Source organism: Paucisalibacillus globulus DSM 18846, assembly GCF_000482485.1.
Classification (GTDB): domain Bacteria; phylum Bacillota; class Bacilli; order Bacillales; family Amphibacillaceae; genus Ornithinibacillus; species Ornithinibacillus globulus.
This window is the reverse complement of the sequence record NZ_AXVK01000026.1, coordinates 106591-132833: the sequence shown is the minus strand read 5'-3', so window position 1 is coordinate 132833 and position 26243 is coordinate 106591. Positions and strand designations below refer to the sequence as shown.

Here is a 26243-nt window from a genome sequence, read left to right as displayed (position 1 = left end):
TGGGATATCTACAATTCCAAGGTGAAGAAGTATGAGAATATGGATGATGAATACAATGATAAAGCTACTGCATTGAAGAAAAAGTATACAAACTTTTTTGAAGGCTTTTGGGATTTAGCGGAAGGGACCGGGAAGTTTGTAGCGGATTTAGTTGTTGGTTTATTGAAGGGCTTGTTTATTGATATTGGTTGGGGATTAATAAAGCTCGTTTATGATGCGGGGATCATTGCAGTATCCGCTAAAATACCTGATATCATTGAACCTAAATTTCTAAAAGATGCTGCCAATGAACGGATTGATAGCTTTTATACGATGGTTCAACAAATCGTAGAAGATCCATTTAGTGTAGTAGAAGGTATGGGACAATCCATTTCAGATTCAGTGGAAGAAGATGGTATTGTATATGTAACGGGTGGAGTTGCTGCTGGATTTGTGCCGGTTGTTGGATGGAGTAAGTATGTGAAGTTGGGTAAGGTAATTGATATCGATAAACCAAAAAAGTCAGTGGATAAAACTGATAATAATGAAGGGGAAACGGTTGATGGTGTCGAATTCTTATTAGTGAATGAGAAAAAGGTTGGTATCGAGTTTACTAATGGTGTTACTGATCGTATGAAGAATTTAATGGAAATACTGGAAGTTCAACATAGGAAAGCGGCAGTTGATGGTGGCCCTGGAAGTGTTAATAGGATACCTATTGATTCAGATGATACGATTGAAGGTAAGGATATAGATAATGTTAAACATAAAAAAATCTCTGAAACGCCAGCAGAAGATGTAAATAAATGGTGGAAGGAAGAAATGGGCTATAGTGAACCTCCCTATAAGCAAGGTACACATGCTCAAGAAATCGAATTAACAGAAAAAAGTACTTTTGTACGAGTATACGACGGGGAAAATTCCGGTATGTATGGTGGTTGGTTTATGAAAGCTGATGATATTAAAGGACTATCACCTTCGCAAATTCAAGATAAATTTGCATTGCCCACAACACCAAAGTTTGTAGCAGATGTGGAATTAGAAGTAGGAACAAGAATACGGACAGGAACTGTAAATCCACTCTTCGGTTTTGAAGGTGGTGGACAACAATTTGATTTAATGGGACAACGTGTTGGTAATTTCACAAATCCAAGAACTTTACCTGAAGGAGTGAATTAAGTGTCGATAAAGTTTAACCAATATGATAACAAGCTAGTAGTAGAAAATAAAAATATAGTTTTTGACCACGATATACGCTATATAGTAGAAGTAAATGACACTTTAATTGTATTGCTTAGTATACCGAATAACGTTAGGTATCTAAATAATGTATTTGGAATTAATCATAATGGGACAATAAAGTGGCGTATTCAGAGTGTCGGTGATGTTTTCCCCGTAAAAAACCAGTTGCCATATGAAAACCTAATGGTCCATGGTACTGAAGTTTTTGTGTCTGACTTTTATGGTAGAAGGTTCTCTTTAAACCCAATTAATGGAGAGATACTTTCAAGTGATGTTGTAAAATAATATCAAGTTTATTATTAACTTCTGAATTCAAGGGCTAGTACAAAAAAATACTTTGTATTTGATTAATTTCTTTTTTTTGCATCAATGTACCCTAAAACCTTAAATGGCTACATGCTTTCAAGTTTCATTTTTTATTAGTTGCCTCCCTCGTGACAAATTATTCATTTTTTCGAATGAGAAAGAGTATGCTCTATTTATTCTTTAATGGCATAAAAGTTGAGGGGAAATATGAGTTTACATAGAAATAATACAGGAAGAAGTGAAACCTGGCGGATAATGGACTGAACAAAGTTAATCAAAAGTTAGAAAAACAGCAAGTTAAAGTAATTGGTTTAATAGATAAAGTTTTAGAGGACTTATCTCGAGAAATTGAGGTAAGAAAAAAAAGCGCCGATAGGTAGTGATGAGATACCCTCTGTATTGCAACTTGAGTCTATAGTTAATGAACTAATTAAAATGAAAAGTGTATTATCTCCAATAAATTATTATCCGACTTATACTAGACAAATAGTAGATTCCTGGGGCATTCATTCGAAAATTGGTGATAAGTTACTGGCTGTGGCACAAGAGTATAAAAAAATGAAGTAATTGGAAAACTTGAAGGACTTTTATGCTTTTCGAGTTTTTTTGTTTAAATTCATATTAAGTCAACTGATATTTGAATGAGAAAATAAGAGAATGATAGGTAAAGGACAAACAATTTCGGATTTGTCGGAAGAAGATGGGGTTGTTTATGTAACGGGTGGAGTTGCCGCTGTTTTTGTACCAGTTGTTGGGTGGATTAAGTATACAATGATAGGGAGATGTTTAGATACTGATAAACCATAAAACAGTAAGTAAGACCACTAATAAAGGAGGGGAAATGGTCCATACTGTCGAAAATAATTAAGATACTAATATGAAAACCACTGTAAAACAATATTTATGATGACGAGTGCAATACTTATTGGTAATCCAGGATTTTTTGGATGAATTAAGAGGTCAACCTAATATGGAGTAAGAAGAAACTTTGTGATGAAGACCAATGGTTGGATAAAAATGCTGCATTATCTGGTACTTCCCATTTAGATAGTATATGCAATTGAAATCCCTTCAAGTACTTAAATATATAGGCCCAGTGGGAAATCATGGAGGTATTTATCGATTGGAGCTGTTATTATGGCAAATAAGATTTCGAAGATCGAAAGTACAGTAACAGAGTTATTATTACTATTGAAAAAAATAACACTGGAGAGATTTCTTATCAAATAAATAGACTAGAGGAAATCCTGAGTATTCTTAATTCTAATGATAGTAATGAAATAAAGGAGAGTAAAATTGGGAATATGATTGAAAGCATTTATCCAAGTAGAGGTGGATTAACTGATTTTTATATATGGAAGGATGCCCCTAAGGAAAGGATTAGGCTAAATAAGCCAATAAGTGAATTAAATGATAAATTATGGGGTTTGTATAGAAATGGTACTGAGGCGCAGTAAACTATTTATTAACCTATCAATCAAAGCAAGAACATTGGAAAATAGGGACAATTACTTATAATCAATCTGAAGGTAAGTACAGTAAAGGCTATGATCTGCTTACTGTGTTTTTCAAATGCTTGTGGTTATTTTAAATGGATGCAATTTATGTTCTTGGAGACAGCACATACGCATAAATAAGTGAAGTCGGGTAAGCGATGAGGAGTTGCTTACCCGATTTATTTATAATGGTTCGGTTCCAATGAATAGAAAGAAATGTTGAAGACTTGCTATCTGCAAGTCGCACTAATGATTCTATTTCTGTTGAATATGCATTATCAAAATAAATTAGGGGGATATTCATGAAATACTCAATTTATCAAATGGAAATTTACCCAGGTAATCCGAATAAAAATAGACAAAAGGTCAAGGAATGGATGCAACATGAGATGGAAACAAATAATCCGGATATCGTCGTTTTACCGGAAATGTGGACCACTTCATATACGCTAGATGAATTGGAAAATATTGCAGATAGTAATGGAGAACCATCCAAAAGCTTTTTACAAGAATTAGCTAAGGGGCTACAGGTAAATATCATTGGTGGATCAATAGCGAATAAGGTAAATGGTGTCATATATAATACATCTTATGTTTTCAATCGTTCGGGAGATTTGGTGTATACATACAACAAAATTCATCTGGTACCCATGTTGAATGAACCGAAATATCTTACAGGGGGACAGCATGCTCCAGAAGTGTTTGAGCTTGATGATATCAAAATGGGGTTAGTTATTTGTTATGATTTACGTTTTCCTGAGATTACTAGAACATTAGCAATTGAAGGGGCAGAGGTTCTACATATTGTGGCTGAATGGCCGATTGAAAGAATAAATCATTGGAAAAATCTCCAGATAGCAAGGGCAATTGAAAATCAGATGTATGTCGTTTCTTCTAACAATGTAGGAGAATATGATAGTGTTCGCTATGGTGGGAACTCTATGGTGATTGATCCAGGAGGCGATATCGTACAATGCGGATCTAATGACAAGGAAGAAACACTATTTGTCACGCTTGATTTAGAAAAGGTTAAGAATGTGAGAGAGAATATTCCTATTTTTAAAAGTAGAGTGCCACATTTATATAAATCGCTATAAGAGGAATGTTTAGGAGTAATCTTGCTAAGAAAAAAATGCTTCTTTTGATTGGGATAAAGAACAAAGAATTGCTGGAATTTCAAGTGTATTAGGTTGCGATTGAACTTATTAGGGGCATGGGAATGAAATCAAGCCAATGAACCTGACCCTCTGTCTTGCGGGTATAATATACCATGTCATTTTGCTTGTTTTTTAATCTGCTTTCTATTAACTTTCCTCATTCAGTTCATCTTACTTGCTGAAAGGGTGAATAATCCCAAATTTGGGAGCCAACTTTCCATTTCTATGGATTAATTTGGAATATTATAGAACTATTAGACTAGTTACGTAGGTAATTTACATAACTTTCCCAATAATACTGTGCCATTTGTTGTGGTAATATTTTGGTAACAAATAGTAGTGTTTTTAATGAATGTAAGAAGAAGGTTGGGAAATCGTCAATTGTAGCACTATTATTTAACTAGTAATTTCTCCAAAAGAACTCCACACATTTAATCGAATCATTGGTAACGAGTAATTATTTAAGTACTAAATAATCTAATCTTACTGGAATATTATTTATGACGTATTAAAATACTCACCTACTTATTACGACTTCACAGACACGTAAGGAATTTACCAAAAATACATCTCTAGCTATACCATGGACTAAAAAGTACCTGAAGTCATTCACACGAATGATGATTTTCCTAGATGGAAAAGGAATGAACCAAATGACTGAAATTATAACATTGCAAATTCCGCAGATCGTGGAGCATCAGGATTATAATTTTTTGTCGACCCTTATCTCTAACAACAGAAAAGAGCAAATTGGTCGTTATATTTATAAAGAAGATGCTTATCGGTCGCTGTTTGCTGAATCACTAGTTAGGTTAGTAGTAATTAAAAATCTAGCTATGCAGAATCGGGACATTTATTTTGAACGTAATGCATACGGGAAACCGTCTTTGCAAGGTGTAGAAAATTTTCACTTTAATATATCCCATGCAGGCTGTTGGGTTGTATTGATTTGGGGAGAAACTGTGGTTGGGATTGATATCGAAAGAATAAGGGAGATAGATTTTGGACTAGCCAATCGCTTTTTTTCTGATGTAGAGTATTCGGATATGATGTCAAAACAAGAGGCAGAACGATTGGAATATTTCTATGATTTATGGACATTGAAAGAAAGCTATATAAAGGCATTGGGGACAGGACTATCTACTCCACTAGATACATTTAGCATTCGTAATCTAGGTGGGGGTAACATTATAATGCGACCAGAAAGAATTCACTGTGAATTTAAGCAGTATTCGATTGATCCGAATTACAAGTTATCTGCCTGTGCTTTTGGCAACCGACTACCAAATACCATTCAATATTATCATTATAAATCGCTGATTAATGAAATGAATAACTATTAAATTTTTTCGAATAAGTTAGCGGTTGTCATAGGTCAGAGTTATAACAAGATTTTAGGTTAGTTATCCCCTTCCGTACGTGGGGAATTAATGTTCAAGGAGAAAATCTGCATGGAAAGTAAAAAAAACTTAAGTAAAATGATTAAAACGTTTAGGCCAAATAATGAATCAATCTGCAGGATGTTCTGCTTTCCTTTTGCGGGAGGATCAGCATCATTTTATGGGGAATGGTCTACTATTTTAAGTCGACATGGTATCGAAGTTTGTGCCATACAGTTGCCAGGACGGGAGGACCGCATCTACGAAACATTATTGACGAATGTTGATGAACTCGCTTCTGAAGTAGTTGAAGCAATGGCAGATTATCAAGATAAACCGTTTGTTTTCTTTGGACATAGTATGGGGACGTTAATTTGCTTTGAAGTTGCTCGTAAACTTAGGGCAATGAACAGGAGAGAAGCGAGTATATTATTTATTTCGAGTGGAAAAGCTCCACAAATTTCACCAAGAAGAATCCTACATGATCTACCAAAAGATGATTTCCTTAGGAAGATTAAGGAACTTGGAGGTACCCCTGATATCATTATTGAAAACCGAGATTTATCGGAACTTTACCTGCCTATTTTAAGAGCAGATTTTACATTGATAGAAACGTATCAATATGTAGATTCAACACCGTTCCAAACGAAAATTGTTGGGTATGGAGGCAAGATGGATAAAGAAGTTAGATATGAAGATATTGTTGCTTGGGAGAGACACTCGCACAAGCCATTACCAATTAAGATTTATGATGGGGATCATTTCTATTTACGTCCATATAAGGAAAGTTTATTGGCTGACATTGTCACCCATGTGAAAATGGATTTGCATGAGTACTTTCTAACGTAATAATATAAATGAAAAAAAGACAAAGGGGTGTTTATCATTTGGAAACGATAGGAATTATTGGTGCTGGTGTTATGGGAATAGGAGTTGCTCATAATTATGCATTAGAAGGATATAACGTTATTTTAATCGATATAGATAGGAAAGCTTTAGAAGAGGCTGAAAGACAAATCCATTCTAACGTACGATTATACAGTATGTACAATAGAGAATTGGGAAAGTCTTCACCAGATGAAGTCTTAAACAATATTACCTTTACGACGGATTTAGAAAAACTAGAAAATGTCACCTACGTAATTGAAAATATAACCGAAGATTGGGATAAGAAAAAGAAACTATATTCTGCTGCACTTTATAACATCTGTTCCTCAACTTGTATTATAGCTGCAAATACATCTTGTATATCCATTTCAAAGATTGCTTCATTGATTCAATATCCCGAGAATGTAATTGGAACACATTACATGAATCCAGTCCCATTAAAACCATCTGTAGAAGTTATTAAAGGGTATCACACATCAGAAACAACCATAAAAAGAACAGTGGAATTATTAGCTTCAATTAACAAAAAAGCAATTATTATTAATGACTTTCCAGGATTTGTTTCCAATAGAATATCCCATCTTTTTATGAATGAGGCTGCATTTGTTGTGCAAGATCAAGTGGCAGATCCTAGAGCGGTGGACGCGATATTTAAAGAATGCTATGGACATAAGATGGGTCCTTTAGAGACGGCAGATTTGATTGGCATAGATACAGTTGTTGATTCACTAGATGTTTTGTATGAAAGTTTCCAAGATACTAAGTTTCGATGCTGTCCTTTATTGAGAATGATGGTTGACCAAGGAAGACTTGGAAAGAAATCTGGAGAAGGATTTTATAATTATTCCATAAAAAAGGTTAGTAATTTGAGGAGGTAGAAAATGGCTGTGCAAACGAAAGTACGGAGGATTAAATGTGTTGTTTGGGATTTGGACAATACAGTGTGGGATGGGGTGCTCACAGAGGAATCCGTAACACTTAAAAACAACATCATTCCTATTATAAAAACATTGGATGAACGTGGGATATTACAATCGGTTTCAAGTAAAAATGATTACGATTTTGCCATGAGCAAATTAAAAGAATTTGGTATTGATGAATATTTTATTTTCCCACAAATTAATTGGGGTAAAAAATCAACTTCTCTTTCTAAAATTGCTAGGTTGATCAATATAGGAATAGATACGCTCGCATTTATTGATGATCAAGTATTTGAACGAGATGAAATAAATTATGAATTACCAGAGGTTCTATGTATCGATGCGCTAGATATTGAAAGTCTACTAGATAAACCAGAGCTAAATCCAAAGATTGTAACAGAGGAAGCTAGAAATCGCAGGAAAATTTATATGGATGATATCAGACGTAATGAAGACGAGAGTCGGTTTGATGGGCCGAATGAAGAGTTTTTGAAAACATTACATATGAAATTAACGCTTTCCGATGCCACATTTGATGATTTAGAAAGGGCGAGAGAACTGACACTGCGTACCAATCAGTTGAATGCAACTGGCTACACGTATTCAATCGAGGAACTGTATGCCTTTACGAAATCTGAAAACCATAAATTATTAGTAGCTGATCTTTCGGATGTCTATGGTTCATATGGGAAAATTGGGCTCGTTTTAATAGAAAAAAGTAAAGATAATTGGAGATTAAAATTATTAATTTTGTCCTGTAGGATCATGTCCAGAGGTATTGGTTCAGTAATTTTGTATAAATTGATTAATATGTCCTTGGAGAATAACGTTACATTAATAGCAGAATTTATACCAACTGACAGAAATAGAATGATGTATGTTACGTATAAGTTTTCCGGATTCACTGAACTTGAAAAAGTAAATGATGTCGTTTTATTAGAGTACCAGAATAAAGATTACAGGAAGATTCCGGAGTACATTGAAGTGAATGTAGCCATTTAATTTAGTACGAGGGGGAGTAGTGGTGAAGGTGAATGGAGAATATGTAAATCGTAAAGAGGATTTTACGAATAGTATTACGGAAATTATTAAAGAAGTTTTAGATGTAGATGACATTAACAATGACCTTCCATTTATCGAGTTAGGGATGGAGTCATTGGATGTTCCATTTTTTATTAAGCGGTTAGAAAAGGAGTTTAATTGTGAGGTTCCAGTAACATCTGTTTTTGAAAATTCCACAGTCCATTCGTATTCCGAATATCTATATACATTATTGTCAGACCCCGTAGAAGCTGATGATGAGTTAAACGAACAAAACGAACAATCAAAAACCAGAGACACTGTTGGAATTATCGGTATGAGCTGTAGGTTTCCAGGTGGAGCCAATAATCCAGATCGATATTGGGATAATCTCATTAGAAATGTCGATGGTATCTCAACGGTTCCTGAAAGTAGATGGGACATAGACGAGTATTATAGTGAAAATAAAAAAGAATCAGGAAAGATGTATACCAAAAAGGGAGGATTTCTAAATGTGCCCATTGATGAATTCGATGCTGCATTTTTTAATATATCTCCTAAGGAAGCTCAATCGTTGGACCCTCAACAGCGCTTACTACTGGAACTAACATGGGAAGCATTTGAATCTGCTGGATTGAATGTTTTTGATTACAAAGGTAGTAATACAGGAGTATACGTTGGTATTGCTGGAGAAGAATATTCCTTAGCCCATTATAAATCAGGTGATTTACATAAGATTGATGCTTACTCATTAACTGGTACAACATTTAGTACTGCCTGTGGAAGGTTATCGTATACATTTGGTTTTGAAGGCCCAAGCATGAGTGTGGATACCGCTTGCTCCTCTTCTCTTACTGCAATGCACCTTGCATGTAAGGCACTGCAAAACCATGAAATAGATTTAGCTATTGTAGCAGGTGTGAATTTAATGATTTCCCCTTCCGTTCACGTATGCTTTTCCAAAATCGAAGCAATTTCAACGGATGGGCATTGTAAAACCTTCGATGAGGCAGCCGATGGCTATAGCCGGTCTGAAGGTGGTGGTGTTCTCATTCTCAAGCGTACAGAAGAGGCAAAAGCAGACCATGATTCGATATTAGGAATTGTTTCTGGTAGTGCAGTCAATCAAGATGGAAAAAGTAATGGCTTGACGGCACCAAATGGAGCATCGCAAGAAAAATTAATTAAGAAGGCATTGAAAGATGCTGGGCTGAATGAAAAGGATATTGGTTATATAGAAATGCATGGGACAGGTACAAAGCTAGGGGACCCAATTGAAGTAAATGCGGTAATTAATAGCTATGGAAAGTTAAGAAATCAAGAAGACCAGCTAAAAATAGGTTCTGTAAAATCCAATATTGGACATTTAGAAGCAGCTGCTGGTATAGCGAGTATCATCAAGGTGTTATTAGGTTTTAAACATTCTACAATTCCTGCTAACTTGAATTTCAATACACCGAACCCATTCATAGATTGGGAAAAAAGTTCCATTCATGTTGTCAATCAAAATATGAAGTGGACTGATCCGATTAAACGAGCAGGTATCAATGGATTTGGATTTGGTGGTTCTAATGCACATATTATACTTACAGAATCAGATAACCAAGTCGATGAAGAAACGGCATCTCTTTCGGATTTGGAGTCAGGGTATATCTTGAAATTAACTGGAAAAACAAGTCATGCATTGGAAACTAATGGGTTAAATAGTTTGAATTTTATAAAAGAAAATCCGCAACTATCCTTGGACAATATAACTTATACAAATAATTCATATAAAAGTGACTTTAGTAAGCGTGTAGTGATTACTGGAGATAGTAGGAATGACTTGATTCAGAATTTAGATGCTTATGTCAATAAGCTTGACTCTGATGGTGTTTTTGAGGAAACCAATCAAGTTGGTTTACCTAAATTAGTATTTATGTATTCTGGTCAAGGTTCTCAGTATGTTGGCATGGGGAAAGAGCTATACACTAAATTCAAGGTATTCCGGTCTGCATTTGATACATGTAGTACTCTTTTTATGCCATATTTAGACCAGTCATTAACGGAACTTATTTATAGTGGTTCATTTGGTGATGAATTTATTGCGAATACTGGTCTAGCTCAACCGTTAATTTTCAGTATAGAATATGCATTGGATCAATTATGGGATGATTTAAATATCAGGCCAGATATTGTGATTGGTCATAGTATTGGTGAATATGCTGCTGCGGTTAGAGCAGATATACTGACGTTGGAGGATGCAGTAAGGCTTCTAGCTACCCGAGCAACATTAATGGCTTCTTTGCCAGGCGGTAGTATGGTATCCATATTCGCGAACAAGGAACGGGTAGAGGATTTAATACAAGGTTTTGAGCATCAAGTATCTATAGCAGTGATTAATTCATTGAACAATATTGTTGTATCCGGAGAAAAGGATGCAATAGAAAGTATTATAGCTGAGGCAAAACGAAGAAAAATAAAAGCGAATGCCTTGCATGTTTCTCATGCCTTTCATTCGAAAATGATGGTTCCGATTGTTAATGAGTTTCATGCAATTGCCTCCTCCATATCGTTCAAAACTAGCCGGGTGGAGTTTATTTCCACCAAACTAGGCCGTACTGTTAGAGAAGATGAAATCCTTGATGCAGAATACTGGTCGAAGCATATTACAGATACAGTTGATTTCCATCAAGGAATGGAATGTTTGAAGGAGAAAGGTAATGTCGTTTGTTTAGAAATTGGTTCTGCAAAAGTTCTAAGTCTTTTAGGAAAACTTACACTTGGGGACGATACAAGCATTCTATCCTCTATGGACAGAAAAACAAATAATGTAGCCCAATTATTTTCTTGTGTGGGTGAGCTTTATTGTAACGGTTTCCCTATAAAATGGAAGAAGTTATACAATGACAAGCACCGCAAAGTACAATTGCCAACATATGCTTATGATAAGAAGTCCTATTGGCTAAAACCTAACCATCAGTTAAGAGAAAATAACAATCGTACACAACATAGTATTTTAGGACAAAAGATAGTCACTCCGTTATTAAAGGATACATTCATTTATCAAAATACGTTTAATAGTTCTTACCCATATTTCATGAAGGAACATATTATTTTTGATCATGCCATTGCTCCGGCTGCTGCTCATTTATCGATGTTATTTTTAAAGACGAAAGATTTTAGAGGTAGCAAGCCACTGTCCATTGAAAATGTTGAATTTTATAAGCCTATCATTACTGGCAAGGATGAGCAGCGAACGGTTCAGTATGTGTTTAAGAATGTCGCTGATGAAACAATCGATTTCAGCCTTATGAGTATGGATGAAACAGTGAATGAGAACTGGAGTGAACACTGTAAAGCGAGGCTTAACGAAACGAATAATGAATATAATGAAAACAAAACAGTAGCAATTTCTGAACTAGAAAAGATGTATCCTGAAAACCAATCCGGCTATACCGTGTACGATGTCATGAGTAAGTATGGATTTAATTTAGGCAGTGGTTTCACAAGAATAACAAAGGTTTGGAATAATAATAAAGGTGGCGTCTGCCGTATTGACCCTTGGGATGAATTACCTGTCGATGAGAAATATGAAATCTATCCGGGTACTGTCGATTCTATATTACAGTCGTTGCTTGCTGTCTCTGAACTATCTGTAAAAATGAATTCGGATACTGAAAGTTATGCTTTTAAAACAGCGATTCCTATTTCAATAGGTAAAGTCATTTATTATTACAGAGAAGCGAAAACCCTATGGTGCCATGTTACGGCTGATAATTCACAGAAGGATGGAGTATTAGGTAATATCGAAGTTTATAATGAAAAAGGCGAAATCGTTATGGAGATTCAGAACCTCCTAGCCGTGCTAACAGATCGAAGAACCATTTTAAAGGGACTTGAAGGAGATGCTAGCAGTTTGCTTTATGATGTGCAGTGGAAGGAAACAAAGAAAACAGAACCTTTCTCTAATCAGGTGAAAGCAGACCAACACTATCTCTTACTTTCCGGAAATGATCGATTAGCTGATGCATTAAGTGATCGTCTAGGTTTTCATGGATGCAATTATACGGTTGTATCCGTCGAAAAGTTAAGCGAGTTAAATAGTAAGGAGAAAATCAAGCAACTTGTTGCGTCATTAGTGGATAAAGAATCTGGAAAGAAGTATAAACTCTTATATATTCCGGCAAAGAATACCGAGAAACTAGAAAATATTCCTGGGGAGATCGTAACTCAAGCCATTGAAAAATCTAATTCAGATGTGCTGCATATCATCCAAGCAATCAGTGAATTATCAGTTTCTGATGTACTTCAAATGTGGATTGTAACCCAACATGCTCTGGGTCTATCCAATGAAGATATGGATGTGGTTCAATCCATGCTTTGGGGATTTGCAAATGTAATTCGTTTGGAATATCCGGCACTTTGGGGCGGTATTATAGACCATTGTGCAGGATATGAAGAGCTAGATATGGACTACCTTATTACAGAATTAAATGAATTGAGTAATGAGCAAGTCGTATTGCTGGAAAATCATAAACGCCTCGTACCGAGATTAGAGAAGTATAAGGTAGAAAGTCAGAAAGAAGCCTTTACAATCCAATCGGATGCTTCCTATGTCATTAGTGGTGGTACAGGAGGAATTGGTCTAACTTATGCAGAGTTTTTAATCAACAATGGCGCAAAAAACCTTATCCTTCTTTCGCGAAAGGGTGCTACCGGGGAAACATTGGAAAAAATAGAGCAATGGACTAAGGAAAATGTCCATGTCGTCGTAAAACAAATTGATGTTAGTGCTCCATTTCAGGTAGATGATTTAATCGATCCGACGTTGCCACCAGTTAAAGGAATCATACATGCAGCTGGTACATTAAGCGACAAAATGATAGCAGACCAGGATTGGGAAAACTTTGAAAAGGTGTTCTCCGGAAAAGTATTAGGAGCAATAAACTTACATCACGCATTTTCTGGTTACCCATTAGATTTCTTTATTATGATGTCATCCATAGCGTCGTTAATTGGAAATATTGGGCAATCCAATTATGCAGCAGCTAATTACATGCTAAATGCATTAGCGGAGTATAGAAAAAGTATGAATTTACCAGCTCTATCCATTTGTTGGGGGCCGTGGGCTGATATGGGTATGGCTGCTAGTGATCAAGAAAATCTGAAAAGAATAGCTACAAGAGGTATATTTGCACTACCATTGGACCGCTGTGAAAAGGTGATGGAACAATTATTCCATGTCAGTAAACCATATGTAATGGCAGCTGATATCAACTGGAACCTTCTTAATGAAAAAACAGACCATTTGGAAGTGTCCAATTTCTTATCCAAGGTCACGACAAACAGTGCGGAAGTGAGGACAAAAGCGAATAATGTGGAACAAGCAATGCGTATTTCCGTGGAGCTTGAGAAATTAAACCATGAGGAAAGACATGAATTTTTACTTGCCAGATTAAAATCTGTCATTTCAACTATATTAGGATACACGGATGACGAATCCATTCAGGTGGATATACCAATCACGGAACAGGGTGCCGATTCGTTAATGATTTTTTCTATGAAAACAGAAATTACTAAATTAACAAAAGTAGATATCGATATTTCCGTTTTCTATAACTATCCAACACTAGTAAGTATAAATGACTATATTTTGAAGCAGATGTTTCCAGAAACTAATTCTGACAATAAAAAGAAAAAAGATGAAGACGAATCAGTAGAGGATTTATTGTTAGAAATTAATTCTCTAATTGATTAAAAAACAGAATAGCTAAGATAATACCTATATTTTTTTAAGTGATTACATCTTGCCATATGAATAGTCAAATACGGGTTTATTAATAGGGTGGAATAGAAAGATTACACTATTCCACTTTTCTTTCTTAGTAGATAGGAAAGTATAAAAACTTTCCGCACGTATAGTAAAACTAACACATTCGTTAAAAGACGAGCGAATGCGAGTTTTTCTAAAAGCGGTGACTAATTTAAGTAACTCCGTTAAAAGTTGGTAGTTACGGAAAAGGGTTTGAGTGAATATGAGTATAAAAGTGAAAATTAAACAGGACGTACGTAATGAGGCTACACGAATGGAAAGTAACAATTCTACTAAACTGGGAGATGCTGAAGTGGAAAAGAAGAAATTAATCGAGTTCAAAAATGTAACAAAAGAATACCAACTTGGTGACGTGACTATCAAAGCCTTAGATGGGGTAGATTTTTCAATATATGAGGGAGAATTCGTCGTCATACTAGGAGCAAGTGGTGCTGGTAAAAGTACTATTTTAAATATCCTTGGCGGTATGGACGTTGTCTCCTCGGGAGAAGTAATTGTTCATGGAAATAACATTACTCAATATAATGAAAATAAATTAACAACATTTCGGGCGGAGGATGTAGGGTTTGTCTTTCAATTTTATAATCTTATTCCTAATTTGACAGCACTAGAAAATGTAGAATTTGCCTCAGAGGTGTGTAAAAACCATTTGGACGCAAATGATATATTGGACAAAGTTGGACTTAGTGAACGTTTAAACAACTTTCCTTCCCAACTGTCTGGAGGTGAACAGCAAAGAGTTGCCATAGCAAGAGCGGTTACGAAAAATCCATTACTGTTACTTTGTGATGAGCCGACCGGTGCATTAGATTATAAGACTAGTAAATCGGTATTAAAGTTACTACAAGATGTAAACGAGGAAACGAAAAAATGTATTGTTCTGATTACCCATAATGCTGCCATCGCCCCTATTGCTGACCGGGTTATTAAAGTGAAAAGTGGAAAAATAGAAGAAATAACTACCAATGATGTGAAACAAAGCATAGAGGGGATTGAGTGGTAGTGAAGAAATTACTATTAAAGTTATTACGAGATATAAGGGAGTCTATCGGACAGTTTATTACCATTGTGCTCGTTATTGCAGTAGGTGCGTTCTTTTATGCAGGACTAATCACAATTAGTAAAGACCTTAGTGATTATACAGATAACTATTTTCAAGAGCATAATTTAGCAGATTTCAATGTTCACTACAGCAGTATTACGGAGGGCGACATATCTTCCATGCAGGAGATGGATGGGATTAATAAAATCGAGGGACGCTATACATTTGATGCGAATCAGACCTTTGATGGATATAAAGCGAGCTTGAAAGTCCATTCCATTCCTCAAGGGAATGAGATTAACACGATCGCCGTTACAAGTGGTACTATTCCATCTAGTAAGGAAGAGATTTTATTAGATGCCCGCTATGGGGAAGAGCACGACTATGTGGTTGGCGATCAGGTTACGATTCATCATGAGGAAGGAAGCTTTGAGTTTATTATTAGTGGCTTTGGTGAAAACGTGGAGCATGCATTTAATATTGAGGACCCATCCCTTGTTCTACCAGACCACAAAACACATGGTGTAGCCTATATTCATGAAGAACGTATAGAAGAAATCGCGGGCAGTTTTTATTACAATGAATTGATTATTGATGCAATAGAAGGTTATAGTAGTGAGCAGATTAGTACGGCAATAGAAGATTATTCAAAAGAACTTCCATACTTATATCAAGTCAATAAAGAACGAGCAGTTAGCTATTCAGCTATCAATGTAACGATAACGAATAATGGGTTAATGAGTACGGTTGCTCCACTAATCCTTTTTATGGTTGCTGCAGTCACCATTTTTCTTACCATGTCTCGAGTAATTGACTCCCAGAGAAATCAAATAGGAGTGATGAAAGCTTTAGGAGTGAATGATAGAAACATTCTCATACACTATATGGGATACCCTATATTGGTAGGTATCGTGGGCTCGGTAATCGGTTGGTTAATCACTGCTTTTACACTTGTTAATGTACTTAATTCGGTTATTGAACAAACCTATTCCTTGCCTAATTTTAACTTATCCGTTTCATTTTATACGATATTTCCACCAGTTATTGTTTCCATCGTTTTTGGGGTAATTGCGTGTTACTTAAGTGGAAGAAGTATATTGAAGGAACGTGCAGCACAAGCATTACGACCGAAGCCACCAAAAAAAATGAAGAAAATCATGGTGGAGAGAGTGGTAGGTTTATGGAAAAGACTATCCTATGGTAATAAATTAATTTTACGAAATATTTTCCTGAATAAAAAGAAAGCCTTAACCAGCTCCTTTGGTGTAATCGTCTGTGTAATCTTATTAATTACTGCTTTTGGATTTGAAAATTCCATGCAGTCGATTGCTGCGCAGATAAACAAGGTATATCAATATGATTTTAAAGTGGATTATAAGGGAGAGGTAGATACTACTAATCTACCACCAGAAGTGGATAGTTATTTTTCACTGGCCACTATTCCAATTGAATTTGTAGATTTTAAGGACGAAAAAAATGCAACGTTACTTGTTACGGAAACGGAAAACAATCTGATTCATTTTTTTGATACCGAGAATAATCAAATTGCTTTGGATGATTCGGGAGTACTCGTACCGCAATCCTATGCTGATAAGTATAATATTTCAGAGGGCGATACGATAAAAGTTAAACTAATAGCTCCTGATATGGGAGGGCAATTGATTGATGTAACTGTAGCAAAAATATCGACACAATATACAAATCCATCCTTCTACAGTACACCGGAGTATCTACTTAGTCTTGGAATGCAGTTCCAACCAACTTCATTGCTAGTTCAAGCGGATAGTGATGCAAATAAGGAAAATATTCATACTTATTTTGAGTCGAATCCTTCTGTCGAATTAATTTCTGATAAGAGTGATATAAAAAAATCCGTAGACAACATTATCGAGCAGAATAATCCAGTGTTTATTATATTCATCCTGTGTGCAGTAGTACTGTCTTTTGGTGCGATATTTACTATATCATCCATCAATATTTATGAACGAACACGCGAACTTGCTACCTTAAAGGTTTTAGGATATCAAAGAAATAAAATAAATAGGCTTATATTTGTTGAAAATATTATTTTAACTACTTTTGCAGTTTTGATAGCCTTACCAATTAGTGGTTTTGTGTACGAACTGGTTGTTCAAGCATTGTCCAGCTCCAGTCAACAGATTCCAGACAGGCTTGGATTAGGTACAATTGGTTTGGCAATCGCCCTTACATTCTTATTAACGATCATTTCGAATGTATTGCTCCGACGAAAAGTAACTAAAATCAATATGATTGAATCCCTAAAAAGCGTGGAGTAATTTTCACTATATATCTGCAGGGGGATAGGATAAGGAGAATTAATCCCATCAATCTACTAATGCTTGTTATGCAATCTATTTCTTTGTCCTGTAAGAATTTAATTTGGAGATGAGATTATGGAAGAACAAGTGATCAAGTACAAAACAGCCCTAAAAAAAGCAGCAGAAAAAATTGAGAATCTATCCCAAGAAATTAATAAACAAAAGAACAAAGAACCTATTGCTGTAATAGGGTATTCTTGTCGCTTTCCAGGTGAGGCTTCCAATCCAGAAGGCTTCTGGAAAGTACTAGAGAATGGTTTAGATACCGTTACAAAAATAAGAGAAGATAGATTTGATTATAAACAATATTATAGTAATAACCCGGAAGAGGAAGGGAAGATGGTTACATCCTACGGTTCCTTTTTAAAAGGCGATATTAAAGCCTTTGATAATTCCCATTTTGGGCTAACGGCAATCGAAGCAAGTTCAATCGATCCACAACACAGATTGTTATTAGAGGTTAGCTGGGAAGCAATGGAAAATTCAGCAATAAATATGGATGAAATCAAGGGTAGTAGAACTGGCGTTTTTATTGGGATAAATTCATATGAGTATGCGAATGCTGAATTGTTTTCTGGTAATACATCTGATATTACACCTTACTCTACAACAGGTGTATCACTTAGCTCAGCAGCGGGGAGATTAGCCTACTTCTATGACTTTACAGGCCCGGCAATAACTAGTGATACAGCCTGTTCATCTACCATTACCGCTTTAAATGCTGCTGTGGAAAGCTTGCAGAATCATCAGTGTGACATGGCTATCGTTGGTGGTGCGAATTTATTATTATCACCGGAGTCGTTTATTGGTCTATCTAAATATAGTGGCCTTTCTAAAGACGGTAGATGTAAGCCGTTTGATGAAACAGCGGATGGATTTGGAAGAGGAGAAGGTTGCGGTGTCATCATACTAAAGCGATTAGAAGATGCAAAAATGGCTAGTGATGATGTGAAAGCTATAGTGAAAAGTGTTGCTTTGGGGCAGGATGGGAAATCGAACGGTTATACTGCCCCTAATGGGATTTCTCAACAGCGTGTCATTAGTCAGGCATTGACTAATGCAGGATTGGCTGCTGAAGACATCGACTATATAGAGACTCATGGTGCTGGTACGCCACTGGGTGATTTAATTGAAGTACAAGCTATATCTGAGGTTTTCAAAAATAAAAAAGACAAGCTATTAATTGGTTCTGTCAAATCAAACCTTGGCCATTTAGAGGCTGCCTCAGGTATGGCAAGTCTCATTAAAGTAATCATGGCAATGGAGAAGAAAAAGATACCAGCAAGTATTCAATTTCATAATCCTAATCCGAATATTAATTGGGATAAAACACAGGTAGTCCATCAATTGATGGAGTGGCCACAGAATGGAAAAGTTCGCCGTGCAGGAATTAGCTCATTCGGCTTTAGTGGGTCGTTGGCTCATGCAATCTTAGAAGAACCACCCACCATACGTAGGGAAGAGAACAGGAGTATGCTCCCTGTTCAATTGATGACATTATCGGCTAAAAATGAGACTGCATTAAGAGATTATTTAAGTGTTATAAAAGAATTTATTAAAGATAAGGACGAAAAAAGTATTAGGGATATTGCTTATTCCACAAATATAAGTCGATCTTTTTTAAATTACCGATTTTCCATCGTTGGAAAAAGTAGAGAAGAATTGGTGGATAAAATCGAAAAAGCGTTAACAAGTGAACAGGGGACGATAGCAAATAAAGTGAAAAAAAGTAATCATAAAATTGCCTTTTTATTTACTGGACAAGGCTCCATCTATAAAGAAATTGCAAAAGACCTTTACTTATCATCAGACCCGTTTAGAAAGGCATTAGATGTATGTAATGAAGAATTTAATAACATTCTTTCTATATCAATAATAGAAGCGATTTATGGTGAAGACCCACAATGGATGAATTCGCCACTCTATTCCCAACCGATCATATTTTCTATTGAATATGCTCTGACAAAATGGTGGGATACATTGGGAGTTAAACCTTATGCTGTGATTGGGCATAGTATTGGCGAGTATACAGCAGCATGTTATGCAGGGCTTATTAGCCTGAAAGATGCAATTAAGATGATAGCCCAGCGTGGAAAAATGATGGATTCGATAGACATTGATGGGAAGATGCTCGGCATTCTTACTAATGAAGAGAACGTAAAACATGCCATCGAAGAAAGTGGCTGTAAACATGTTTCGATTGCGGCGATTAATGCGCCAGAGAATGTTACAATCTCTGGTCCAAGCCAAGAGGTAGATAGGGTTGTTCGTGCAATACAAGAAAAGCATCGAGTCTTTATTAATAAATTGGACATTCCTCATCCATACCATTCTAAATTGATGACCAAGTATGAAGGGGTATATCACAATGAAATTGGTGAAATTAAATTTTCACACCCTCATGTTACGATGATATCGACCATCACTGGAAAGGTAGAAAATATAGAAACATTAGGAAATAAAAAATACTGGGTGGAGCACCTCTCGAAATGTGTGAATTTTCAAGAATCTATTCATCAAGCGAGAAAACTTGGTGTGGATACCTTTATTGAAATTGGTGGTGATGCTACCCTTAGTGGTCTCGCTCATCAAAGTATTAAGGATAAGGAAGTTGACTTTTTACCATCACTCCGAAAAGGGTTAGCGGATTATAATCAATTGTTTGCTTCGGTTTCTAAGTTATATGTAAAAGGATTTGATTTTGATTGGACAACCTTCCATTCATTTTATCAAAATCGTAGTGTAATCATTCCTAACTATCCATTTCAAAGGAAAAAGCTTTGGCGTGAGGTGAACCATATGAAGAATAATTCCAATCCACGGGAGGAACAGCTAGTATCGAACAAGACAACAGTCGAACATCCCGAACAGGATAAAGGGAATCAATTAGATAAAATAAAATTAGAAATAAAAGAAATGATTCGGGTCTTAACCTGGTTAGAACTCGATGAAATAGAAGACGATTTAAATTTATTTATGTTAGGTTTTGATTCGTTAGTTTTAGTATCGCTAAATAAACAAATTGATAGTAAGTATCATGTGAATATATCGTTAAATGACTTTTTTACCAATCTAGACACAGTGGAGAAGATTGCTAGCTATATAGTTGACCATGCGGACATCTCCCTGACTGATTGTTCCATGGAAGTCCCAAATCTAGAGATAACTGAAACTTCCGAAGAGGTGATTCCTGAAGTTGTCACTGGAATTATGGAAGGGGACCATCAGAAGGAATATCGGAACGCCAATAGTTCCGGTGATTCTGTCGCACTTCATACTATCGGACCAATTCAGGACATATTTAATAAGCAAATACAGATTATGGATGGTCAGCTTGAGATTATCAAGAATATGACAGAGACAGTTAAACTAGAGCAGGTTAATAACAGTAACGTTCAGGTGGAACAAGTAAAACAGAAGACCCCGAAAACATTAAATTCTCATAAGCAGATGGTTAGAGATGATACGACTTTTGTTCCTTATAAAAAGATGAGCTTGAAAGAGGTACGTATAGACAGCCTGAAGCAAAGCTACATAAAAAATGTAGAGGAGAAATATGTACGTTATTTTCTTAAATCAAAAGAAAATACACAGCATTATCGAAATGTATATGCAAACAATAGAAATGTTGCAGGATTTCGCCCTTTGTTCAAGGAAATGATTTATCAAATTGTTGCGGAAAAAGGAAATGGATCCAAAATCGAAGACATTGACGGTAATAGCTTACTAGACTTAACCATGGGATTCGGGGTGAGTTTATTTGGTCATAATCCGTCATTTGTAAATGAGGCATTAAAAGAAGAATTGAATCACGGTATGCCATTAGGACCGATGGGTAGACTGGCAGGTAATGTAGCAGAGTTAATTAGTGAGCTTACTGGGGTAGAACGAGTTGCCTTTTATAATTCTGGAACAGAGGCAAATATGGTCGCAGTAAGAATTGCCCGTGCCATTACTGGGAAGAAAAAAATCGTTGTTTTTGCAGGCTCTTATCATGGAACATATGATGGTTTACTAGGTTTACCTTCCTATGAAGCTGATGGCACACCAAATTCGATTCCCTTAGCACCTGGAATTCTCGATAGTATGGTTCGTGACCTTGTCATCCTTCCATACGATGATGAAAATGCATTGGATTATATTAAAAATAATGCTAATGATATTGCCGGAGTATTAGTGGAAACGGTTCAAAGTAGAAAGCCTGATGTTCAACCTCATGAGTTTCTTTTGGATTTACGGAAAATAACGGAACAACGTGATATTGCATTGATTTTTGATGAAATTATAACCGGTTTCCGTATCCGAGCAGGAGGCGCGCAGGAATATTTCGATATTCAAGCGGATATTGTAACCTATGGTAAGGTCATTGGCGGCGGCATGCCTATTGGAGTTGTTTCAGGAAAAGCAAAGTATCTCGATAGTATTGATGGTGGAATGTGGCAATTTGGCGATGACTCGGTACCACCTAGCGAGAAAAAAAGAACATTTGTCGCTGGAACTTTTTCACATCATCCGATGGCAATGGCTGCAGCAACCGCAACATTGAATCATATTAAGGAAAATCAAAACCATTTATATACGACACTTAACGAAAAAACAGACCGTTTTGTCACCCGAATAAATACCTACTTTCAACAAAATGAAATCCCGATGAAGGTCGTTCATTTCGGATCATTGTTTCGTTTTGTTTTTCAAGGCGATTTTGAAATATTCTTTTACGGATTACTTGAAAAAGGTATTTATGTATGGGAGGGGAGAAATTGTTTCATTTCAACGGAACATTCAGAGAAAGATATCGAATCGATTATCTCTGCGATTATCCGTACAGTAGAAGAAATGAGAGAGGCTGGTTATTTCGGAATCGTACCAACACCTCCCTCAAATAAAATAGAATCCAGTATGAGCACACCTAATGAAACAATTCAATCACAAGTTCTACCAATGTCAACTGTACAACAGCGTTTATATGCCCAGAGTTTAGTAAGTGAAGGAGATCCAAATACCATTGTATCGGTTCTAACATATAAAGGAGAACTTGATATCCCTACATTGAATCAAGCTATTTCAGCAATCCTACAGCGGCATGAAAGCTTACGAACACAATTCTATGTAGAGGATGGTGATTTTAAGCAAGAAATTATCCCACAGGTTGATTTTAAAATAGAAAAAGTAACAAGGAAAAATGAACCATTAGATGACCTAATTCAAGCAACTATGAAACCATTTGATCTAGGGAAAGCCCCACTCTTTAACGTTTCTGTTATCGAAAATGGTGATGACACGGGCCTACTAATCTTTCATTTTCATCACACCATAGCTGATGGAATCTCAATGAATATCTTTGTACAAGAGCTAATTCAACAGTTTGAAGGTCAGTCTCTAGCCCCTATTACGAGCCAGTACAGGGATTTTACCCGATGGGAACAAAACTATTTACGGTCAGAAAAAATGGAACAGGATAAGGGATACTGGCTGGATAAATTATCTGGTAATGTTCATGCACTACAGCTGCCAACAGACTTTCCAGCTTCAAAGGAAGCGAGTTTCTTAGCAGCTACGGTCCATGACAAGGTTGAGCATGATTTGGTTAATCGTTTAAAAGTCACAGCTGGAAAACATCAGTGTTCCGTTTTTATGCTTTTAGTAGCTGCGTTTAATTTATTACTTAAAAAATTATCAGGAAATGAAGATATATTAATAGGAACGCCAGCAACAACTAGAGCTGCAGGTCCGTTTGATACTACTATTGGAATGTTCACGAATACGATTGTACTCAAGAATCTTCTTTCTGATAATAAAACACTGAAAGAATGTATTGCTGAAGTAAAGCAAAGTTGCTTAGAAGCTTACTCCCATTTATATTATCCGTATCAGGATCTCGTCAGTGATATAAATAGCGAGAAAAGTAATCATACTTCACTTATAAATACGATGTTTATATATGAAAAGACAGATCAAAGATCACTTAAAATTAAAGATTTGGAAATAGGTGCTCATGATTTCAAAAATCAGTTTTCAGATGTTGACTTAACCTTAGAAATCCTTGAAGAGAATGGGGCTTTTGATATCAGTTTGACGTATAAAACTGATCTGTTCAAAGAAGAAACAATTAAAAGATGGAGTCAATACTTTAAAAATATTTTAGCAGTCATACAGCAAGAGGGTACGGATGAGATGAAGCTTGGGGACATTGAAATAGTCGATTTCGTTGAGAAGGATAAATTGTTGTATGAATTTAATAATAAGATAGAGCAGTTTAAAGTGGAAACAAAGACCGTCGTACAATGGTTTGAAGAACAGGCGGAAAAGACACCAAATCAAACAGCGATTGTTTTTGAGAATAATCGAATGAGTTACCGAGAATTAAACGAGAAGGCGAATCAGTTGGCGAGGCTTTTACAGGAGAAAGGGGTACGCCCGGAGACCATTGTAGGCATTATGGTAGACCGGTCCTTCGATATGCTAGTTGGTATCCTGAGCGTATTAAAAGCTGGAGGGGCATATTTACCAATTGATGCGGATTATCCTGAAGAAAGAATTCGTTATATGTTAATGGATAGCGGATGCAATATTATGCTGACCGAGAAAACATTACAAGAAAAATATGCGTCTTCCATTCAACATATATGCATGGATGTGGAGAATGTAACGAGTAGAGAGAAGGAAAATCTTGAAGTTGATATCAGTCCTCAGCATTTGGCATATGTCATTTATACATCTGGCTCAACTGGAAAACCAAAGGGAGTCATGATTGAACATAGGAATTTAGCTAGTTTTGTTAAAGCTGTCACTGATAAAGTCGCATTTAATGTGAGCGACCGTGTTTTGTGTTTGACCACATTCAGTTTTGATATTTTTGGACTTGAATTATTTGTTCCAATAACAAAAGGAATGCAAATTTACCTTTTGAATAACCGAGAACAAAATGACTTACTACATTTAAAAGAAATCATTTATAGAAACGAAATTAATGTTCTTCAAGTCACCCCGTCTCGATTAAAGTTACTAATTGACTCGATACGGAATGACGACAATGGTGGTAATTATCTCCAAAGTGTTAGGACAGTATGTATTGGTGGGGAGGAACTACCATATAAGGTCTTTGATGACCTTAGAAAACTATCGAATGCAAAAATTTACAATATGTATGGTCCGACAGAAGCTACCATATGGGCAACGGTGAAGGAATTAATAAATGGTGAATCAATTACTATTGGAAAGCCGCTTTCGAATTGTAGAGTTCTTATTTTGAATGACAAAAAGTCGCTGTTACCAATAGGGGTTCCAGGAGAACTTTATATATCGGGAGAGGCAGTTGGCAGGGGCTATATACATAAGGATGAATTAACATTACAAAATTTTGAAGGAAACCCACTAATTCCTGGAGAATGTATGTATCGAACAGGGGATTTAGCTAGATGGACAAGCGATGGTACGATTCAATTTTTAGGGAGAAAAGATAATCAAGTCAAAATAAGGGGTCATCGAATCGAGCTGGGAGAAATAGAGAGCCAATTAGTAAAAGACCCACGGATTAACGAAGCTGTTGTGGTCGATAGGAAGGTCGGGGAGGAAGCCATATTATGTGCCTATGTCATTTTTAATGAGAAAATGTTACTCCCTGAATTAAGAAGTCTTATTTCGAGAGCATTACCAGACTATATGATGCCAGCACATTTTATACCAATTGAGAAATTGCCATATACGTTAAATGGAAAAGTGGACAAGCTTTCTTTGCCAGAGCCAACAGATGAACTCGAAACAGGAGTTGTATCAGAAGCACCGAATACTAAAACGGAAGAATTACTATTCGATACGTGGATGAAGGTATTACGTACCAAACGGGCAGGGATTAATGACGATTTCTTTAGTTTAGGAGGCGACTCCATAAAAGCAGTGCAGTTAGTTTCAAGGTTGCGGTCAATAGGAATTCACTTAGAAGTGGAACAGGTTTATGAGTATCCGACAGTAAAACAACTAGCCGAAGTAGTTGCTAATCAAGTGAATAATCAGGAAATGATTACAGGAAAAGTTGTTCTAACTCCATTTCAACAGACCTTCTTCGATGAAGGACATCATAAATCAACTGCTAGTTGTCAATCGGTAATTCTTTTTAAAGAAGATGGGATTCAGACAGATGTACTCAAAAAGGTCTTCGATAACATGATGATTCATCATGATGCATTACGAATGATGTATAAGTCATTCGGAGACAACGTGCTTCAATTGAATCGTGGGATGGAGGGCAATCTATACGAGTGGAATGTGTTTACTTCTGTAAGCTACGAGGAAATGTTGGATAAATGTAGTGAAATCAGGGGAAATATGGAGCTGTTCTCTGGTCCATTAGTTAAAATAGGCGTATTTAAAACGACGTTAGGAGACTACCTTTTCTTAGCGATTCATCATTTATTAATGGACGCTACATCGTGGAATATTTTGATGGAAGATTTAGAAAGAGGTTATACCCAGGCTACAAAGGGAGAGGAAATAAAGTTTTTGGCTAAAACGACCTCCTATAAAGAGTGGTCCAATAAACTCCATGACTATGCCGATTCTCATTATATAACCAAACAGTTAGAACATTGGAATGATATGGGTGCAATAGGTATTAAGCCTTTGCCTAGAAATGGGAAAGGCTCACTTCAATAAATAAAAAA

General features: G+C 36.1%; 11 protein-coding genes and 1 pseudogene. All 12 read left to right on the top strand.

What is annotated here, in order from left to right; translation table 11 throughout:
* Positions 1–1158 (top strand): annotated as a pseudogene (locus K332_RS24185) (hypothetical protein); the annotation flags it as partial.
* Positions 1159–1506, top strand: coding sequence for a DUF7957 family protein (locus K332_RS0107885; RefSeq protein ID WP_026906955.1), 348 nt, complete (start codon positions 1159–1161; stop codon positions 1504–1506). It abuts the pseudogene before it with no gap.
* 678 nt (positions 1507–2184) lie between these two features.
* Positions 2185–2334 carry a hypothetical protein gene (locus K332_RS23930; protein ID WP_156914167.1) on the top strand — a complete coding sequence of 50 codons (150 nt, stop codon included), beginning with the start codon at positions 2185–2187 and terminating at the stop codon, positions 2332–2334.
* 991 nt (positions 2335–3325) lie between these two features.
* Positions 3326–4120: a carbon-nitrogen family hydrolase gene (locus tag K332_RS0107870; protein WP_026906954.1), complete on the top strand. Its 795-nt coding sequence runs from the start codon at positions 3326–3328 to the stop codon at positions 4118–4120.
* Between the two features lie 713 nt (positions 4121–4833).
* The gene (locus K332_RS0107865; protein ID WP_036688430.1) at positions 4834–5523 is read left to right on the top strand and encodes a 4'-phosphopantetheinyl transferase family protein; all 690 of its coding nucleotides are present in this window, start codon (positions 4834–4836) and stop codon (positions 5521–5523) included.
* Positions 5524–5631: 108 nt separating this feature from the next.
* The gene (locus K332_RS22170; RefSeq protein ID WP_051359385.1) at positions 5632–6408 is read left to right on the top strand and encodes a thioesterase II family protein; all 777 of its coding nucleotides are present in this window, start codon (positions 5632–5634) and stop codon (positions 6406–6408) included.
* Positions 6409–6446: 38 nt separating this feature from the next.
* On the top strand, positions 6447–7325 hold the full coding sequence (locus tag K332_RS0107855; protein WP_026906952.1) for a 3-hydroxyacyl-CoA dehydrogenase family protein: 879 nt from the start codon (positions 6447–6449) through the stop codon (positions 7323–7325).
* A 3-nt stretch (positions 7326–7328) separates the two neighbouring features.
* Positions 7329–8369: an HAD-IIIC family phosphatase gene (locus tag K332_RS0107850; protein ID WP_026906951.1), complete on the top strand. Its 1041-nt coding sequence runs from the start codon at positions 7329–7331 to the stop codon at positions 8367–8369.
* Positions 8370–8391: 22 nt separating this feature from the next.
* Complete coding sequence (locus K332_RS0107845) at positions 8392–14127, top strand: type I polyketide synthase (RefSeq protein WP_026906950.1); 5736 nt, start codon at positions 8392–8394, stop codon at positions 14125–14127.
* A gap of 328 nt (positions 14128–14455) precedes the next feature.
* Positions 14456–15205 (top strand): ABC transporter ATP-binding protein, encoded by a 750-nt coding sequence (locus K332_RS0107840; RefSeq protein ID WP_051359389.1) that lies wholly within the window; start codon positions 14456–14458, stop codon positions 15203–15205.
* Positions 15205–17541: an ABC transporter permease gene (locus K332_RS0107835; RefSeq protein WP_026906948.1), complete on the top strand. Its 2337-nt coding sequence runs from the start codon at positions 15205–15207 to the stop codon at positions 17539–17541. The genes K332_RS0107840 and K332_RS0107835 overlap by 1 nt, the downstream gene beginning before the upstream one ends.
* 117 nt (positions 17542–17658) lie before the next feature.
* Positions 17659–26235, top strand: a complete 8577-nt coding sequence (locus K332_RS0107830; protein WP_026906947.1) for a hybrid non-ribosomal peptide synthetase/type I polyketide synthase — start codon at positions 17659–17661, stop codon at positions 26233–26235.
* Positions 26236–26243: the final 8 nt, after the last annotated feature.

What these genes read in the sequence shown, in the direction of transcription:
- K332_RS23930 (WP_156914167.1), top strand. Translation starts at nt 2,185, where the DNA reads ATGATAGGTAAAGGACAAACAATTTCGGATTTGTCGGAAGAAGATGGG.
- K332_RS0107870 (WP_026906954.1), top strand. Translation starts at nt 3,326, where the DNA reads ATGAAATACTCAATTTATCAAATGGAAATTTACCCAGGTAATCCGAAT.
- K332_RS0107865 (WP_036688430.1), top strand. Translation starts at nt 4,834, where the DNA reads ATGACTGAAATTATAACATTGCAAATTCCGCAGATCGTGGAGCATCAG.
- K332_RS22170 (WP_051359385.1), top strand. Translation starts at nt 5,632, where the DNA reads ATGGAAAGTAAAAAAAACTTAAGTAAAATGATTAAAACGTTTAGGCCA.
- K332_RS0107850 (WP_026906951.1), top strand. Translation starts at nt 7,329, where the DNA reads ATGGCTGTGCAAACGAAAGTACGGAGGATTAAATGTGTTGTTTGGGAT.
- K332_RS0107840 (WP_051359389.1), top strand. Translation starts at nt 14,456, where the DNA reads ATGGAAAGTAACAATTCTACTAAACTGGGAGATGCTGAAGTGGAAAAG.
- K332_RS0107830 (WP_026906947.1), top strand. Translation starts at nt 17,659, where the DNA reads ATGGAAGAACAAGTGATCAAGTACAAAACAGCCCTAAAAAAAGCAGCA.